The 16,892-nt window shown below is 48.0% G+C and carries 16 protein-coding genes; 9 read left to right on the top strand and 7 right to left on the bottom strand.

From position 1 onward, the window contains the following. Window positions 1-37 precede the first annotated feature (37 nt). Both GMA8713_RS07845 and GMA8713_RS07840 read right to left on the bottom strand, forming a co-directional pair. Entirely contained in the window at window positions 38-922 is an 885-nt protein-coding gene (locus tag GMA8713_RS07845; RefSeq protein WP_062707549.1) for a methylenetetrahydrofolate reductase, read from the bottom strand. 54 nt (window positions 923-976) lie between these two features. Continuing rightward, window positions 977-2,308 carry a glycine cleavage T C-terminal barrel domain-containing protein gene (locus GMA8713_RS07840; protein WP_062707547.1) on the bottom strand — a complete coding sequence of 444 codons (1,332 nt, stop codon included), beginning with the start codon at window positions 2,306-2,308 and terminating at the stop codon, window positions 977-979. Between the two features lie 240 nt (window positions 2,309-2,548). Here GMA8713_RS07840 and GMA8713_RS07835 point away from each other — a divergent pair, with 240 nt between their 5' ends. From GMA8713_RS07835 to GMA8713_RS07820, 4 genes are all read left to right on the top strand, one after another. Continuing rightward, a complete protein-coding gene (locus GMA8713_RS07835) occupies window positions 2,549-3,196 on the top strand; it encodes an SGNH/GDSL hydrolase family protein (RefSeq protein WP_062707544.1) in 648 nt (215 codons plus the stop codon). A gap of 70 nt (window positions 3,197-3,266) precedes the next feature. Beyond that, window positions 3,267-3,785, top strand: coding sequence for a lipocalin family protein (locus GMA8713_RS07830; protein ID WP_062707542.1), 519 nt, complete (start codon window positions 3,267-3,269; stop codon window positions 3,783-3,785). 310 nt (window positions 3,786-4,095) lie between these two features. After that, a complete protein-coding gene (locus tag GMA8713_RS07825) occupies window positions 4,096-4,293 on the top strand; it encodes a hypothetical protein (protein ID WP_062707538.1) in 198 nt (65 codons plus the stop codon). A gap of 148 nt (window positions 4,294-4,441) precedes the next feature. Continuing rightward, the gene (locus GMA8713_RS07820; RefSeq protein WP_062707535.1) at window positions 4,442-5,170 is read left to right on the top strand and encodes a MipA/OmpV family protein; all 729 of its coding nucleotides are present in this window, start codon (window positions 4,442-4,444) and stop codon (window positions 5,168-5,170) included. Between the two features lie 45 nt (window positions 5,171-5,215). Here GMA8713_RS07820 and GMA8713_RS07815 read toward each other — a convergent pair whose 3' ends face one another. Beyond that, window positions 5,216-5,602, bottom strand: coding sequence for a DUF2306 domain-containing protein (locus GMA8713_RS07815; RefSeq protein ID WP_062707532.1), 387 nt, complete (start codon window positions 5,600-5,602; stop codon window positions 5,216-5,218). 296 nt (window positions 5,603-5,898) lie between these two features. On the opposite strand from GMA8713_RS07815, the gene GMA8713_RS07810 reads away from it, so the two are divergent. From GMA8713_RS07810 to GMA8713_RS07800, 3 genes are all read left to right on the top strand, one after another. Further along, entirely contained in the window at window positions 5,899-6,534 is a 636-nt protein-coding gene (locus GMA8713_RS07810; RefSeq protein WP_062707529.1) for a DUF1826 domain-containing protein, read from the top strand. 177 nt (window positions 6,535-6,711) lie between these two features. Continuing rightward, on the top strand, window positions 6,712-7,584 hold the full coding sequence (locus GMA8713_RS07805) for a DMT family transporter (protein WP_062707526.1): 873 nt from the start codon (window positions 6,712-6,714) through the stop codon (window positions 7,582-7,584). Window positions 7,585-7,822: 238 nt separating this feature from the next. Continuing rightward, the gene (locus GMA8713_RS07800; RefSeq protein WP_062707523.1) at window positions 7,823-8,833 is read left to right on the top strand and encodes a succinylglutamate desuccinylase/aspartoacylase family protein; all 1,011 of its coding nucleotides are present in this window, start codon (window positions 7,823-7,825) and stop codon (window positions 8,831-8,833) included. Between the two features lie 145 nt (window positions 8,834-8,978). Here the strand turns inward: GMA8713_RS07800 and GMA8713_RS07795 are convergent, their stop codons facing one another. The 3 genes from GMA8713_RS07795 to GMA8713_RS07785 form a co-directional block, all read right to left on the bottom strand. After that, window positions 8,979-9,416, bottom strand: a complete 438-nt coding sequence (locus tag GMA8713_RS07795; protein ID WP_062707520.1) for a DUF4399 domain-containing protein — start codon at window positions 9,414-9,416, stop codon at window positions 8,979-8,981. 119 nt (window positions 9,417-9,535) lie between these two features. Then, window positions 9,536-11,656 carry a TRAP transporter permease gene (locus tag GMA8713_RS07790; protein WP_062707517.1) on the bottom strand — a complete coding sequence of 707 codons (2,121 nt, stop codon included), beginning with the start codon at window positions 11,654-11,656 and terminating at the stop codon, window positions 9,536-9,538. Between the two features lie 108 nt (window positions 11,657-11,764). After that, window positions 11,765-12,769, bottom strand: a complete 1,005-nt coding sequence (locus GMA8713_RS07785; RefSeq protein WP_062707514.1) for a TAXI family TRAP transporter solute-binding subunit — start codon at window positions 12,767-12,769, stop codon at window positions 11,765-11,767. Between the two features lie 67 nt (window positions 12,770-12,836). Here GMA8713_RS07785 and GMA8713_RS27275 point away from each other — a divergent pair, with 67 nt between their 5' ends. Continuing rightward, window positions 12,837-13,151 (top strand): hypothetical protein, encoded by a 315-nt coding sequence (locus tag GMA8713_RS27275; RefSeq protein ID WP_062707511.1) that lies wholly within the window; start codon window positions 12,837-12,839, stop codon window positions 13,149-13,151. A gap of 142 nt (window positions 13,152-13,293) precedes the next feature. On the opposite strand, the gene GMA8713_RS07775 is transcribed toward GMA8713_RS27275, so the two are convergent. After that, on the bottom strand, window positions 13,294-14,658 hold the full coding sequence (locus GMA8713_RS07775) for a sigma-54-dependent transcriptional regulator (RefSeq protein WP_062707508.1): 1,365 nt from the start codon (window positions 14,656-14,658) through the stop codon (window positions 13,294-13,296). Window positions 14,659-14,766: 108 nt separating this feature from the next. Here GMA8713_RS07775 and GMA8713_RS07770 point away from each other — a divergent pair, with 108 nt between their 5' ends. Next, the gene (locus GMA8713_RS07770; protein ID WP_062707505.1) at window positions 14,767-16,824 is read left to right on the top strand and encodes a sensor histidine kinase; all 2,058 of its coding nucleotides are present in this window, start codon (window positions 14,767-14,769) and stop codon (window positions 16,822-16,824) included. Window positions 16,825-16,892: the final 68 nt, after the last annotated feature.

Here is a 16,892-nt window from a genome sequence, read left to right as displayed (position 1 = left end):
TTCACTATTTCAGGGTCACACCCAGATAATTCGATTATCAGGCCTTCTTAACTAACCATTCGCTGGATTGTTTCAGCCCACCAAATGGAAACAAATGGATCCCCTTTAATACGGATTCCGGTCTTTCCGATTGAAACTCTGCCATCGCTTTCAGTAGCGAGTCCGGTGTCCATGGCCTCAGCAATCTTGCGGCATTCAGGTTTCTTGTCAGCGCCTTTGCAGACGTAGCCACGCCACATTGCGCGGCATAAGACAGCAAATTTTTCAATCGTGTAGGGCCAGCAAGCCCCAGATAAACCGGTATTCCCTCCAGTATGGTTTGATGATCTTCCAGCCACTGCTCCAAAACCGTCTGTTCAAACGAAAATTGCGTCACCACCCAAAGAGACAGCCCATGTTGAAGGGCGTAATCCCGTTTACGTTTAAGTGCGTCCACAAGTACTGCCTCACTCACAATTGGGTGCCCTTCTGGATGTCCTGCCACACCGATTCCGTCAATACCAAATTCTTGGAAAAGACCAAGTTCCATCAATTGTAAGGTGTCAGTAAAAGGACCTTTGGGATCATCAATGTCACCGGCAATCAGTAAAATTTGGGTGACACCTAACGCTTGCAGAGCCAGCAACCAAAGCCTCAGGGCTTGCTCATTTGGCACTGCACGGGCGGGTAGGTGTGGAACAGGTTCGATCCCCCATTTTTTTAGTATTTCGCAAGCCACAAAAGCGTCTTCAAACTTCGCAGAAGGCAGAAAGGGGACATACACCCGCATTCCATCCGCCAGCCAGTCTGGCTTCTCGTCACCCAGCGAAGCAATTTGCTTGGGTGTCGCTTCCAAAGACGCATTCTTTATAAGTTCTGCTGCAGCAAAAGCAGGATCGTGGAGCACAGGCTTCCGATCTACGCTGCCTGATTCAAAATTCATTGTGATGAAAATCCTGCTGGAGGGGGCGGCACTTTCCGTGCCGCCAACAGCCGGTCAGTCTACAGAATCGCTGCCGCGCGCTTTGGCGACTTCGCGGGAGTTAGGATTTACAGATGGACGGAAAGGTATCTCAACGACCTCAGCGTCGACAATCTCACCCCCATATTCCTCCGGCAAAGCCACCTTGTATTTAGTGCCGACATCACGCCCATCCCAAGGCACATGACAAAGCGCGATATTGGTTTCCAACTCAGGGCTATACCAAGGCGACGTCACATAACCGACTGCATCACCACCGTCTTCTCCGTAGACAAGCCAGAAGTCATTGGCATAGTCGATAACAGGTTTACCACCAAACACGATACCAACCATACCGAGTGGATAAGGGGATGCGCCAGCTTCGATTTGATCACGTGCTTTTTCCAGCGCCGCTTTCCCAATGTAATCGCCCTCTTTATCACGAGGAACCTGATAAGCGAGATTACACTGGAATGGCGACACTTCCTGATCAATGTCCTGTCCCCAGGACAAAATTCCCGCCGCGATACGCCGATGGTGCGCAGGAGCAATCACCATCAGATTATGTTTTTCGCCGGCTTCCAACACGCCATACCACACTTTTTCAGCATCTACGGTCGCGTTTTTGCAGTAGATTTCATATCCCTTCTCTCCAGTAAAGCCAGTCTGCGAGATAATGACATCAGCCCCGTTCAGTCTACCTTCCATCAAACCATAGAAAGGAATATCACTCACTGCTGACCCAAAGAGATCGGACATTAGCGCTTCGGATTTCGGCCCCTGAATTTGCACCGGACAGACATCAATTTCCGCAATGGTCACATCAAAACCTTTGCCGATGTTCACGCCACGCATCCAAAATTCCAGATCACTGTCTGAGATAGAGAACCAGAATTCATCCTCTGCTACACGCAAAAGCACAGGATCATTCAAAATCCCGCCTTCCTCATTACACAAGATGACGTACTTACCACGCATTGGCTTAATGAGACTCGCGGAACGGGTAATGACAAAGTCGACAAACTTTTCGGCATCAGGCCCTTTCACCTGAATCTGCCTCTCAACCGCAACGTTCCACATGGTGACATGATTGACCAGTGCTTCGTATTCCACCATCGCACCGCCTTCATCCATGCGCTGATAACCGCGCGGGTGGTAGACGCGGTTATATACCGTTGCTCGCCAGCAACCGGATTCAAAGGAAAGATGCCAATAAGGAGATTTTCTCACTCGGGTAGAAATGAGCATTTCGACGGGGGTGGGTCCTGATTGCCGCAAGTTAATGGGGACGCGGCGATTGGATTGATCGACAGATGTATTGTGCCGGGCAGCAGCGGCTCTTATCTGAAGAGGCGTTTTTTCTTTCATAGTATGGCCCTCTTTGTTATCAGGGCCTTGTTATCGGTTTCGGCATTCCTATCCCTGTTTGAGAGCGCTTGTCCTTCGCTTTACCGCAACGATAACTTACCCCTTAAATCTACCATGAGCCGTTTTAAACAATTTAAATATTCCACACGCGACGCCGAAAAAAGTAAAAGCGTCAAATTACACCAGACGAAAAACGCCCGACGGAGTAAAATATCGAGATAACAACAAAAGGACGCATCTATGCCACGGATTTTATGTTTCGGTGATACAAACACTTGGGGTTACAACCCTTCAAATGGTTCACGTTGGGGAGAGGCTATTCGCTGGACATCGCGACTCAATAACTTGTTGAACAATGACAGTACTAAAGGTGCAATAGAGAGATTTGAGGTACTCGAGGAAGGACTTAACGGCCGCACTACAGTTTGGAACGACCCAATCAAACCTTATCGTGATGGCAGCGCTGCTCTGCCAATGATATTGCTCTCTCACCGCCCGTTGAATTGGGTTGTCATTATGCTTGGCACTAATGACTTGAAATCACAATTCCCCTCAGAACCCGCTTGGATAGCGGAAGGTATCCGCAAGCTGATTGGTCAGGTCAAAGAGTGCGATAATGCCGGGCAACCAACACCACGCATTCTTATTGTTTCACCTGCCCCAATGCATGATGCCAATAACTGGGCTTCAGGCTTTCACAATGGTCGACAGAAATCATTGGATCTTGCTACTTACTTCCGAGCAGTAGCAGAAGAAGAAGAAGAAGAAGAAGGCTGCGACTTTTTTGAAGCAGCGACAGTCTGTGAAGCTTCACCCATTGATGGCCTCCATCTCGATGAAGCAGGTCATGCGGCTTTGGCTGATGCTCTCACCAAAATTTTTCGCTAAATGAAATGACCTACAAGACTTTTGGCACCGTACCTAAGTCCAATTCACAATAAAAAGAAGACTTTTGCTTATGTTTAAAGCGCTCTTGATTGCGGCCTCCCTTCTTGGCCTTACTGCCTGTCAATCTATTCCAGAAGGCGTAGAGCCTGTAACCGGATTTGACGAACAACGCTACCTAGGAAAATGGTATGAAATCGCAAGACTCGACCACTCTTTCGAACGCGGCCTTTCTTCCGTTTCAGCGGAGTATACGCTGCGAGAAGATGGTGGCATCAACGTTATCAACCGCGGTTACAACAATGAAGATAAAGAGTGGAGTGAAGCTTTAGGCCGTGCATACTTCGTTGGTGACCGTGATGTCGCCCACCTTAAGGTATCCTTTTTTGGCCCCTTCTATTCGTCGTATGTAGTCTTCAAGTTGGGAGAAAACTACGACTACGCTTTTGTGTCTGGCTTCAATACCAACTATCTCTGGTTGCTGGCGAGAACACCTAAAGTTTCAGAAGAAGTGATTCAACAATTTATTGAAGCCGCCAACTCCCGAGGATTCGATACTGGCGAGCTGATTTACCCGATTCATAGTGAGTGAACAGCACGATTTATCGATATCGCTCGCAAAAGTGTGGCATGCCAAAAACCAAACCATGTACCTTTTTTGACTGGCCCTCCTATATAGGAACCTCGATAGACAGCCTCTTAAAGTAACGTTAAGCGTCTAATTTCATTACAATTGAGTGGCTAGTCTAATATTCTGGTTAATTTCCGTCACGCCCCTGCCGCTCATGAATCCAAGCACTACACTTCGACTTACTGAAGCAATCCGTTTGAAAACCGGATTGTTTCCCTATTTCGCTTTCTGATTTAATAAGCCCGCACTAATAACAAAAAAGTCAACAAACATGCCTATTACAACTGATACACCAGCGATGCGTGATGCACTCGCTAGACTTAATAACGACGTCCTTAACTCGATGGACAACGAAGGCAACTGCACAGTAAAGGTGAGCGATCTTTCTACTCTGCTGGCTGCCTATAAAATTGAACTTAACAAAGCCCGCTCGCTGAAAAAATCCCTGTCTGAAATGTCAGAGGCATAGACTTTCAGGTTAGCTTTTCAAACAAATCTAATCACATCGAAAGACTGATATAAGGCAATCGGCAAGGCTAAGTTCTTTTTATACCTAAACAACCTGAAATAAATCGCCATCATTACGGTTCTTCTTTTTCATAGAAAGGAGAGCTGTAATGAGAAAATACGTCATATCTATCATGTCCCCCTTTTTGCTGTCTGTCGCTACAGCACCAGCTTTAGCGCAGGATAAATACAAGGATTTTGGTTTTATCGGTGCCGGACTTGCCATTGGGAAATCGGTCTTTTCACATCAAGGCACAAAGGCTGGGGTTGAACCATACCTGTTTTACAATAGTGAGCATGGCTTTATTGATGGCAGTCTTTTCACTTACAACCCTATCCCGTTTATTGGCCTTTCCGGTAACCTTCGCTTTGCTGAAGTTTCTGAGGACTTTAATGACATTCCTTCAGGGATAAACAATCGAGATAGCAATGGCGAACTCGGTATCACATTAGGTACTGTTGGCGCGCGACTCACTTATCTTCTCGATGTCACCAACGAGCAAAATGGCTATGAAATCCAACTTCATTTCGGCCGCGCGTTTGATACCCCTATCACTGATTTTGTTTTGTCACCTTATGTGGAAATAGATTATCGCGATAAGAAACTTTCCCGACACCTGTATTCCGTCTCAGCCCAAGAGTCTTCGGCTTCAGGCTTGGCTGAATTTAACGCTGACGAAACCTGGGTGTACAAAGGCGGCGTGATAGCCCTTTATGATTTTTCTGAAAACTGGCTAGCCATTTCTGCAGTTGCACTTGAGCACCATGATATAGACAGCCCCCTTGTACAAAATGATTTGGGTTGGGAGTTCAGCCTTGGGGCTATCTATAAATTTTGATAATAAAAACGGCTGCCAAGCAGCCTTTTTTATTACTCGACCCGACTAAGCAAACAGCCAAGTATGCAGTAATCTTCCCGGCGTAAACGCAAATGCACCCGCGACCAATAGCGCCAAAACGTACAAGATCACCATGCTTTGCTGATGTTTTTTCACATTACCCTTTCTAATTGCAATGAAGGACTCAGGTACGGTGTAGAGGGTGACAATATTGAGGATATGAATATAGCCAAAGTGATAGAACACCTGAGGCCCCACTTGCGCTGGGATAAATAGTGTTGAGATAGCGGTCGCTATCATGAGCAGCATATATATCTTTCCGAGCTGTTTATGCAGCGGGCTACCTTTTCTTCTGGCAAGCAAATAGGTTCCGAGCAAAAATGACAGTACTGCCGTTACCAGATGAAAATAAATCAGCCCCAAACTTTTCATGTTCTCTTGCTCCCCTTCAGATCATCTCTCCAGAAACACGCAGATTGCGGGCAACTTTCAAGCTTTCGGCGAAGGTATCAAAAGCCAGAGTTGGCTTCAGAAACAAGAGATTGCTTAGCGAGTGACCTCTCAAGCAGACCTGCCGAAGATTCAAGCTATCAAAATCGGACTGTGGACAGGACAGAAATTGCTAAACCGCGTTCGTAATAGGTTTTAGGTAGCCGTCGCTAAACAGTCTCAGTCATGATTTTGTTATATTATAACATTTCAAATAAAGAATGACTTTGAGACTGTCCATGATAGCGGAAATCGAAACAGTCACCCGGCCAGTGACGGTTCAGAATACCCACCCAGAATGCCTAACCGAAATATTCCGTGAAGACGTGAATCTTACCGTCTGGCAGCGCGAGCTTTCGCAAGATTGCAGAGAGTTTGCCGACCAGTTCGCTGCACGGGTAGGCAAATACAACCGCTTTGTCGCTCTCGAAAATTCACTGTCTATCTGGGAACTTCTGCCTAAATGGGCGTTGGAACTTAAAGGCATAGAAAGCTGGTTAGCGGATGTGGAAGATGTGGTCGAAATGTATCGATGCCTTTTCGAACCCGACGCGTTAGGCGTTCGCCTTCAGGTGTTGGATACAACCATGTGCCAGCGTTTCCATATTGACCGTGTCCCAGCCAGATTGCTGGTGACATACTCTGGTCGTGGTACGGAATGGATTGATGAGAGTAACGTTGAGCGTTCTAGCTCACCGGGGCAATTACCAGAACAATCTGTCGCCCCTTCTGGTATCAAAGAAATCCCTACCGGTGCCGTAGCGATATTGAAAGGTGAAGCCTGGGTCGGCAATGAAGGCCGCGGTATTGTTCATCGCTCTCCCGATCCCGGAAGTGCCTCACGATTACTACTCAGTCTGGATTGGTTGTCTTAACCTCTCGTTCCAACGCATAAAGCTCACATCTGTGGGCTTTTTCTTCGTTCGTACACTTACCCACTTACTCATATGAATTCATAGCCTTTTGGACGCAGTCATTTTCCTTGTTGTCGCACACTGATTGCGTTTTAATCACTTCTCGACTCACTTTCATCGCGCAAGGATTGCTGCACCATGCTGAAAAGCGCCATTCCCTTTGTCTTTGTCCTGCTTTGGAGCACAGGCTTTATCGGTGCCAAATTTGGCCTTCCGTATGCGGATGCTGCCACTTTCCTATTTATCCGCATGGTTTTGAATGTCTTGGTGTTTGTCGTGATTCTGGGCGTAATGAAACCAGTCATGCCAAAGGGCAAACTTCTATTCCACGTTTTAGTATCAGGACTTTTAATTCACGGCCTCTATCTCGGTGGAGTCTTCGCGGCCATTGGATTTGGAATGCCAGCAGGCTTGTCATCACTGCTGGTCGGCTTCCAACCTATTCTCACCGCATTACTGGTCATCAAGTTCTCTAATGAGAAGCTAAGTTCAAGCCAATGGCTAGGTTTAGTCGCAGGAATCGCCGGGATTGCATTAGTCGTGAAAGGAAAAATGACATGGGGAGCGGATGCTGAGCCTTTCTATGCCTACCTCTTTGTTATCTCCGCGCTTGCGGGGATAACACTTGGCACTCTCTATCAAAAGCGCTATTGCAAAGGGGTGGATCTCGTCTCTTGCGCGATGTGGCAGTACATAGCAGCAGGTGCTTTCTTTCTGCCTTTCGCATGGTTATACGAAGGCTTTGATGTCACTTGGTCAATCACATTCACCTTGGCGATGGCTTGGCTTGTACTGGCACTTTCCGTTACCGCTGTCTTGCTCTATCTCTATATGGTTCGACATGGCGAAGCGTCGAAGGTCACCTCTTTAATCTATCTTGTTCCGCCAGTCACAGCTATTCAGGGCTGGCTCTTCTTTGATGAAGCTTTTTCTACCGCCACCATTGTTGGCTTCGCTGTTTGTGCTCTCGCCGTCTTTCTGGTCATAAGAGCGCCTAAATTACTGCATTGATAGCTATATTCTATCACCAGCGCATAATGGCTATGGAACATGCAGGGGAATTGGGCGAAGTTTGTCTGGCGTTTTATGCTTTTACTTTTTGTCATCTCAAGTATCACAGTTGTGAGTGCACATCTTACTAGCTTCAAGTAAGCTGAAGCATTGACGACATGAATAAAGGCGGGATGATAATCTCGCCTTTTTTGAGTTTTAACGACCCACAAAATTCTTAAAAATAAGAAATGACGTAATGACGAAGTGTATTGAAGGAAACAAAATCGACGGTTTGTCAGTGATCTCATCACTAGACGTGAGCCAGCTGGATGAAGGAGAACACAAGTTTTGGTTCCGCACGGCAACCGATGCCTTGGCACAGTGGCAACATCTTCCGGTCTGGGTTTTCAAAGGCTCTGAACCGGGCAAAAACATCGTCATCACCGCAGGTGTTCACGGTGATGAATACAATGGTGTACTGTCGGCACAGGCCATTGCGCGTGGTCTTCGTGGAAAAGTGCTGAAAGGTTGTGTGACTATTATTCCTACCATCAACTTAAGTGGTATGCTGCACCGCAGCCGAGATTTCTTATCCTCTGACCCAGATGTATCCTGTGGCAACCTGAACCGCCATTTCCCGGGGAATGCACACGGCAACGAGCCACAACGTTACCTTGATCCCATTTGGCGTAACCTCCTTCATCCAAATGCTGATTTGGCGATTGACCTTCACACACAAACATCAGGGAGCTGTTATCCGCTTTATGTATTCGCTGATTTCCGCCTGGATGATTCTGTGAACATGGCGCGCCGAATGAATCCAGACGCTATTCTGGACGACCCAGGCGAGCCGGGAATTTTGGAAACCGTTTGGAATCAGAGCGGTATCCCAAGCATCACGGTTGAAGCTGGTGTAGGTCGTTACACCGATATGGAAATGGTGAAACGCACTGTTCGTGGTGTATTCAATATATTCACATTACACGGTTTGATTGATGACGAATTTGCAGAGGTTAAGCCTGCAATTGAAAGCGCCAAGGTCACCAGCATTCGCGCTGTTCAGGGTGGCTTCATTATCCCTCAAGTTGAGTTGATGCAGACAGTTGAAAAAGATCAGCTTCTGGCCATTCAATACGACAGTTTCGGTGAAGTAGAACATCGGTATCACGCGCCGGAAGGGGGTGTGGTACTCAGCCACAATGTAGAATCTATGCGTGCAGCGGGCTCGCTGGTAATTCGCCTGATTCATCCGGGTACAACACCCTAATTTCCCGATTTGACTCACAAAACAGTAACAACGCGCTGCTTAGGCGCGTTTGTTATCCTCGCCGTATTTCAGGCTTCTTGCTTTTACAACCCTAAAAATCAAATAATCACAATAGGTTAAATAAAAACGATAGCTTCAATGCTATTTATCTAACCAAAATTGTGATTTTCTGGGAGATAACAGGTTTTACATGCGGTATATGCAGGTAGTCACCAAGGAGTAACTGCAGCGTATGCTTACCCGTAGGCAGCGTTAATTGGGTCTCAGTTTGCCCACCACCAAAATGCAGGATGTTGTTCGTTGCCGGTAAGGGTAGCGAAAAATCTACCAGCGAGTCGATGTCGATCAATAAGTGGTGATGCCCTGAATTAGGGGTTTTCTCGCCCGCTTTCGCCAAACGCATACCTTCCAATCCGAACTTAACGGTAAACGTCTGAGGAACAACATCACCATCTTGTGGGGTGAGAAAAAAGACGCGCGCGCCCGGCAGCGAAGAGGTTGCGGCATTCGCCAATGTACCAAAAAGCGGGAGCGTAGGTAGAATCGACATAATGCATAAGACTAAAAACAGATGATTTTTCATGCTTACCCTAAATGCGAACCTAAAATAATCATGAACAAAAGCGACTAACAAATAGTGTCAGGATTTGGGAAAGCGGATAAAAACATCTGGTCTGGGCGCTGAGCCCAGACCAGATGACATCAATGGGAAAGCTCAGCGGTTTGAATCGTGACTTTGCGACCGCTGAAGATAAAGAGCGCAAGGAATGAAACAACACCTAACAGCCTCATCCAAAGCGGTAAACCTGGCCACACCATGACACCCGCAGCAACAACCAACACCAATCGCAATAAGGGGTTTAACACGCCTTCCAGATACCCTTCCAGCGCGCCAATCAAGGCATAAGTACCGAAAATGGCAAAGACACCCACCATCAACACTTCAGTGAAATCCCAACTTACCAGCGAGCTGTAGGCAATCAGAATTGGTACGATATAAAGTCCCTTGGCGATCTTCCATGCAGTCAGACCCGTTCGCATCGGTGGCGTGCGCGCGATAGTCGCAGCAGCGAAAGCTGTCAGACAGACAGGCGGAGTCACGTTACTGTCTTGCGACAGCCAGAATATAATCAGATGCGCAGAGAGCAATGCCAGCCCGACCGCTTCAACGCCTAGTGCCTGCTCCATCAGCGTTTCTTTGAAATCCGGTGGCACCAGCGTCAGCAGCTCTTTGGCTTGTTCTACGGACATCGCCGCGCTCAGCGATTCAAAGGTTTCCGGCCCCGCCAACATAAAGATGGCTTTCGCTTGTTCAGGCAGCTCGCCAGCGACAATCAGATCGATCAACTGGTTTTCAGCTAGTAAGGTATAAAGCGCGGGTGCGGACAAAGTACCAAGCACAATATAAGCTGCTGTCACTGGCAAACCCATCCCGAGGATCAAAGAAGCCAGCGCGATCAGCAGCAACATCACCAGAAGGTTACCGCCTGCCCAGCCATCAATCATCAGTGAGAAGGTATTACCAATGCCTGTCGTGCTGATAACGTTAACCACCAAACCAATACCAACCAGCAGAATGGCCGTCGGCGCCATGTTCTTAGCCCCCAACGCCAATGCTTCAATCACAGCACTGGGCCCCATTTTATTGTCTTTCGAGAGCCAACTGGCTGCAATGACAGAAAGAATGGAAATGCCCGCAGCATAAGTCGGTGTGAACCCCTGGATAAGCAAGAACACCAGAACAGCGAGCGGAATAAGGTTGTGCCAGCCTGAGATGAGCACACCCAGAACCGACTCTTCGTCTTCCGATACTTTCTGCACATTACTGCGTTTGGCTTCAATACGAACAAAAAAGGCAACGGAAAGGAAGTAGATCAGCGCTGGCATAAAGGAAACAGCGATGATGTCCACGTAAGGGATTTGGGTATAAGACGCCATGATGAATGCGCCAGCGCCCATGACTGGTGGCATCAACTGCCCGCCTGTGGATGCGGCCGCTTCCACTCCCGCAGCAAACCGCGCTGGAAAGCCCGCTTTTTTCATTAATGGGATCGTGATGACACCCGTCGAGACAGTATTTGCTACGCTCGATCCAGATACCGAACCCATCAAGCCCGAACCCAATACCGCAATAAAACCTGGCCCGCCAATGATTTTCCCTGCCGCCGCTTTTGATAACCGAACGATAAAGTCACCCACACCGGATCGCACCAGAAACGCACCGAACAGGATGAACATGAAGACGTAACTCCAGCTGATGCGGGAAATAGGGCCGAACATGCCCTCAGACGAGAAGAAGCTTCGGTACAACACGGTTTCCAAGCTCAAACCCGGAAAATGGAACACACCGGGCATCCACTGCCCCCACAACACCACATAGCTCAGGCATACCGCGATGAGCATAGGGATAAACCACCCCATGGTGCGGCGGACCAATTCCATCGCGATTAAAATGGCAATTGTTGCGAATAACCAATCACTCGTCACAAACTTTACGCCACGCTCATACAAGGCATCTTCCGCATAAGGGATATAGAGCAGGCAAGCAACCGCCGCGACAGCAATCCATAGATCTATTACCAACGCGATCTTGTTATGTTTCAGATGATGCGCTGCAGGAAACCAAAGCGCGCAGATCACTGCAAATCCGGCAAAGTGGGTAGCCGAAACCCAAAGCTCCGACCAAGTTGATAAGGTGTTAAACCAGATGTGAACACAGGATAGTACTACCGCCAGAGCGGTAATGGTCAGGTTCACCCAGGGAATATCGATGCGATTAGGCAGCTCGAATTTTTCGAGCTCTTTGTTTACAGCATCCGTCATGATTGACTCCAGCGCTCCTTTCGAGGAGCGTTACTACTCTGTTGCTAGACAGCCCTGATACAGGGCTGTCTGTCGTTTCCAATCTCCCAGCTCAGGGAGTAAAAAGGCTTATTGCGTTTTCAACTCTGCGGGGATTTCGATACCCACTTCTTCGTAATAACGCACGGCACCTGGGTGCAGCGGCACCGGAAGGCCAGCAATCGCTTTTTCAATCGCCATGGCTTTGGTGGCTTTATGAATGCCCTGCAAGAATGGCAGGTTTTCATAGATAGCTTTGGTCAACTGATACACGTCGTCACCCGACACATCGTCGCGCACTGCAAGAAAGTTAGGCTGAGCCACAGTAGTAATTGGCTTATCCAAACCAGGGTAGGTGTTGGCGGGAATTTCGTAAGCCGTCCAGAGATTATAAGTGTTGTTGACTTGCTTGATTTGCTCGTCGGTAAAGGAAAGGATCTTCAAATCATCACCCATTGCTGCAAATGCCTGAGTGACCGCGCCCACTGGCACACCAGCAGGGGTATTCATCCCTTCAATAGTGCCGTTTTGCAACGCATTGGCACTGGCACCGTACCCCATAAACGCTAGATGGAAGTTGTCCGGAGAGATAGAAAGCTCGCTCATTATGTGGCGGCCTGAATTCTCTGTACCTGAGTTCTTTTTACCAATCGAGAACTTCTTACCGTCCAGTTTCGATAAATCCGCCACTGTGCCGGTTTCTGCCAAGTCAGAACGCACAATAAAATGCTCAACGTTTTGCCAAAGCATCGAAACGGCGCGGATATCATCTTGCTTCACGCCCTTGTATGGACCCGAACCTTGCCACGCCCACGCGCCATAAAGCCCTTGTAAAATCGCGAACTGGGCTTCGTTCTCGTTCAGCAACTTAACGTTTTCGCCAGAGCCGGCAGAGCTAATCGCGGAAAGGGAGAACTGATACTTAGGACCCAGCTTTACCTTACTCAGCGTCGCTAGCGCAACCCCGACTGGATAGTAAGTGCCGCCAGTTGAAGCCGTTGCGAGAATATAGCTTCTCTCTTCCGCACCAGCATTCATGCTTGCGCCCATTGAAGCCACAACAGCCATCGCTGCCAGCATCTTTTTCAGTTTCATACTTCACTCCTGTTTACTACGTTCCATGTTAATAACTTGTTATTTGGATTCAGTAAGAGCAAAGTGAATGCCAGATTTTATCTATATGATTTTTAATTATTTTTTGGAAAAAAGAGAGAAGAATGAGCAAAATCCTGCTGATTGGAGGGAAAAACCATCGGCAATATCTTGCTCATTGGAGAAGTCATGTACTAGCAAGGGGTTATGGAGGTTTTCAGATAGCGATAAGCAAAAATGTGCCGATGCATATCACCCGTTCGTTCAGTCCCTAGGGGCTGTTGAACTTTGGTGGTTAAATTTTGTTCTAGCCCTAAGCGTTTTAGGCGCGGCGAGGTGTGTGCCGCCTAGTTATTCTAAGCAAATACACCTCAACAAAGCATAAAACGCTTGGGGCAGACCCCTTCGGGCAGCGTTTGTGGGAAATTTCTGCTGCGTTATCGGCTTCTCATGTAGGCTAACTACATATCGAAGCCTCTGCCTTGCATAAAATCCCCACAAACTGCTGCAAAATTCATCACCAAAGATCAACAGCCCCTAGAGTCCGTAAAATCTGCGCGGTTCAAGCCGAACTTTTGCATTTTCTGGTTCAGTGTTCGACGGGGTAAATCGAGTTCCTGCATCACATCATTGATCCGTCCTTGATGCCGGGTCAGTGCTTCTTCCAACACCTTTCTTTCAAAGTTGTGCAGTTGCACCGCCAGAGGTACGCCAGCGGCGTTGGGTTCACTGGAAGCCACAGGCCGATTGGAAAGAATCTCCAGTACTGACATGGTGTTGTCGAGCGCAAAACGCATGGCGACATTACGAAGTTCGCGTACATTTCCTGGCCAGCCATAGGACATCATGGCTTTCTTATCTGCATCACTTACTTGTCTCGCATTCGGATTGGATTCCTTGGCGAAGTGTTCAAACAGCGTGAGGATGTCTTCTCCGCGTTCACGAAGCGGCGGGATATAGATTTGCGCTACGTTCAGGCGGTAATAAAGATCTTGGCGGAACTCAGGATGATCGCGCAGATCTTCTTTGGCAGCTGCCACGACACGAAGATCGATGTTGATTTGCTTGTTGCCGCCCACCCGCTCGACAGTGTTTTCCTGCAGGCTCCGCAGCACTTTAACCTGCATGGCGGCAGGCATACTTTCTATTTCGTCGAGAAACAAGGTGCCTTTATCGGCATATTCCAGCTTACCAATGCGCTTCTTCGCAGCCCCTGTGAAAGCTCCCGCTTCATGGCCAAAAAGCTCGCTTTCAAACAGGTTTTCTGGAATGGCACCGCAATTGATGGGCACGAACTGATGGGATTTCCTGCCACTACCCTTGTGCAAACTGTTGGCGACCAACTCTTTACCACATCCGGTTTCGCCATAAATGATCACATTGGTGTCGATGAGTGCGATTCGTGCGACTTGCTCTCGCAGTCGCTTCATCACTTCGCTCTGACCGACCAGCACTTTTTCAAGCCCCGAGAGACTCGCAAGGTATTCACCACGAAGCTGGGTCGAGGTTTGCGCGCGGAATTGCTCAACCGCTTGAGAAACACGACTTGATAGCCTGTCCGGCTGGAAAGGCTTTTCAATAAAATCAAACGCGCCGAGGTGCAAGGCTTTCACGGCCATATCTACATCACCATGACCGGTAATAATAAGAACCGGCGCACTCACACCACTGTCGATAAGTTTTTCGAGTAGCGTGATCCCATCAATATCCGGTAACCTGACATCACTGATAATTGCATCAAATGCCTGATGCTGAATCGCATCGAATGCATCATCCCCCAAGCCAAACTCAACCACATCAAAACCTGCCAATTGTAGCCATTGAGATGTCGCCTGCCTGACGATTTCATCGTCTTCAATCAGGGCAATCCTTGCACTCTGCGTTGTTTCCATATCCCTCAACTCTCTGCCCGCGCCATGCTCCAACCGTAGGAAAAGCGCTTATAGTGTTAATATACTCAACGTTCTACAAGAAACGAAACCAGCAAATGGAATCTTGCTATGCGCCGTAAATGGAGTCTAATCGGTATTTCACTGATCTTGGTATCAGTGTTTTTCTTAGGTGGCAGGGAAACCGCACGCCAATGGCTAACCGTGCAGGCACAAAATTCCGCCCAACAGGATTTGCTCAACGCGATCGCTGAAATTCGCCACGCCTTGCTGCGCTTCTATCACCTACCTTATTTGCTGAACAACAACCCAGATGTGGTTGCACTGACTTTGGGCGATAGATCAATCACAGCAGAAGTAGAGGGTGTACTTAGTCAACTGGACAAAGCCGCCAACACCAAGGGTTGGTACATCCTTTCAGATCAAGGAAAAGTACTGGCTTCAAGTGTGAATGGAGACTACATCACCAATCAGGATTTGGATGCGATTGTGCACGATGTCCACGCCCTAGGTGAAGGCACCTCGATGGTACGAAAAACTAAGGGAGTGAGTCCATTTTATTATCTTTCGTCACCGATTTTCAGCGGACTGAACATCGTGGGCATCGTTGTGGTGCAACTCGATTTACGCCTGCTGACCGACCAGTGGCTGGCAAGCTCAGACATCATGTTACTGCAAAACCCGGAAGGGCAATTCTTCCTTTCCAGTAGCGATAAGTTCTCTGCCGATGCGTTAAACGATGGCGAAATCGACATCAAAACCAAGGTCTCTAGCCTCTGGCAAGGTGACATTATCCGTGTCTGGCAACTCGGCCGCACGCACTATTTTGCCCAGACCATTCAACTGGACGACCTGAAATGGAAGCTGAGTTACCTCACACCTATCAGCGCTGTAGAAACAAACGCAGCTGCAGCAGGCTGGAGCGTCGCTATGCTGCTTTTGTTATTGTTCATGCTAGGCGTGATAAGCTATCAGCGTCGACAGAAAAACCTTAGCCAGCGACGTATTCAAGCCTTGATTGAAGAATCAGAGCACAAGCTTAATCAGATGATCAACAAGACCCAGGTCGGGCTCTTGTTGCTTGATGAAAAGGGGCGGGTCGTTGATATCAATGCTATGGCCATCAGCATGTTTGGTTTTGACAGTGAGTCAACTTCAGACATCAAGATCTCACAACTCATTGAGGGCAGGCACTCCCCCATCGTGTCTCTGTTTGATCAATACAAAAATGTGATTGAGGATATCAACATCAATGCTCAGGAAAGCCTCGCAGTGAGGAAGGATGGGAGCACGTTTCCCGCTCTGGTTTCCCTTACCGCTTTCCCGTTCCATGGTCGTCATTTCTATCTTGTTACTCTACTGGATATTACTAAGCGGAAAAAGGCAGAAGAAGCCCTGTTTGAAGCCAACACACTTTTAGCGCAGCGGGTGGAGGAGAGAACGAAAGAACTCCATGAAGCGCAAGCTCAGTTGATTGAATCCAGCAAAATGGCAGCGATGGGTAGAATGTCGAGCGCCATTGCCCATGAGTTGAACCAACCACTCACCGGACTTCGCACTCTCGTTACAACCAACGGGGTGTTATTCGATCGAGGTGAAGGAGATAAAATCCTCTCGAACAACCTGCTGATTGATAAGCTCATTGAACGCATGGTCGACATGACCACGCAGCTTAAAACCTTCGCCTACAGCAAACCGGATAAACTTAATGCCATTGCGCTCCCAGCCGTATTGGAGGAAGTCCTTCGCATCTACCAACAGCCTCTGGAGCGAGTGAACGTGAGGATTCGTTTGCCGGAAAACACGCCATGTATTCTGGCAGAAGAGCAACGCCTCAGACAGGTGTTGGGCAACCTGATTTCCAACGCCTGTGATGCCATGGCAAATACCCTACAGCCTCACCTCATCATCTCAGTTATCCCAGAGGTGCCATCAATCACCGTCACCGTGTCAGACAATGGTATCGGTGTCGAAGAAGACGCCATGGAAACCTTGTTTGAACCTTTCACCACCAGCAAAAAAATAGGTAAGGGCTTAGGTTTGGGTCTTTCGATTTGTGCAAACAATATGCGGGACATGGAGGGAAGTATTGCAGCCAGGAAGAACAAAGATGGTGGCATGGATTTTGACCTCATCTTCCAGCTGGGAAAAGATAAACCAGATGAATAAACCAACTTCCTAGATGATTCATAGTCAGTAATTAATTAATATCTAATTTAGAATTGACTTATATTTAG

The sequence above is a fragment of the Grimontia marina genome (genome assembly GCF_900060185.1).
Lineage (GTDB): Bacteria > Pseudomonadota > Gammaproteobacteria > Enterobacterales > Vibrionaceae > Enterovibrio > Enterovibrio marinus.
The sequence above is the reverse complement of the archived record's forward strand: the minus strand, read 5'-3'. Positions and strand labels throughout refer to the sequence as shown.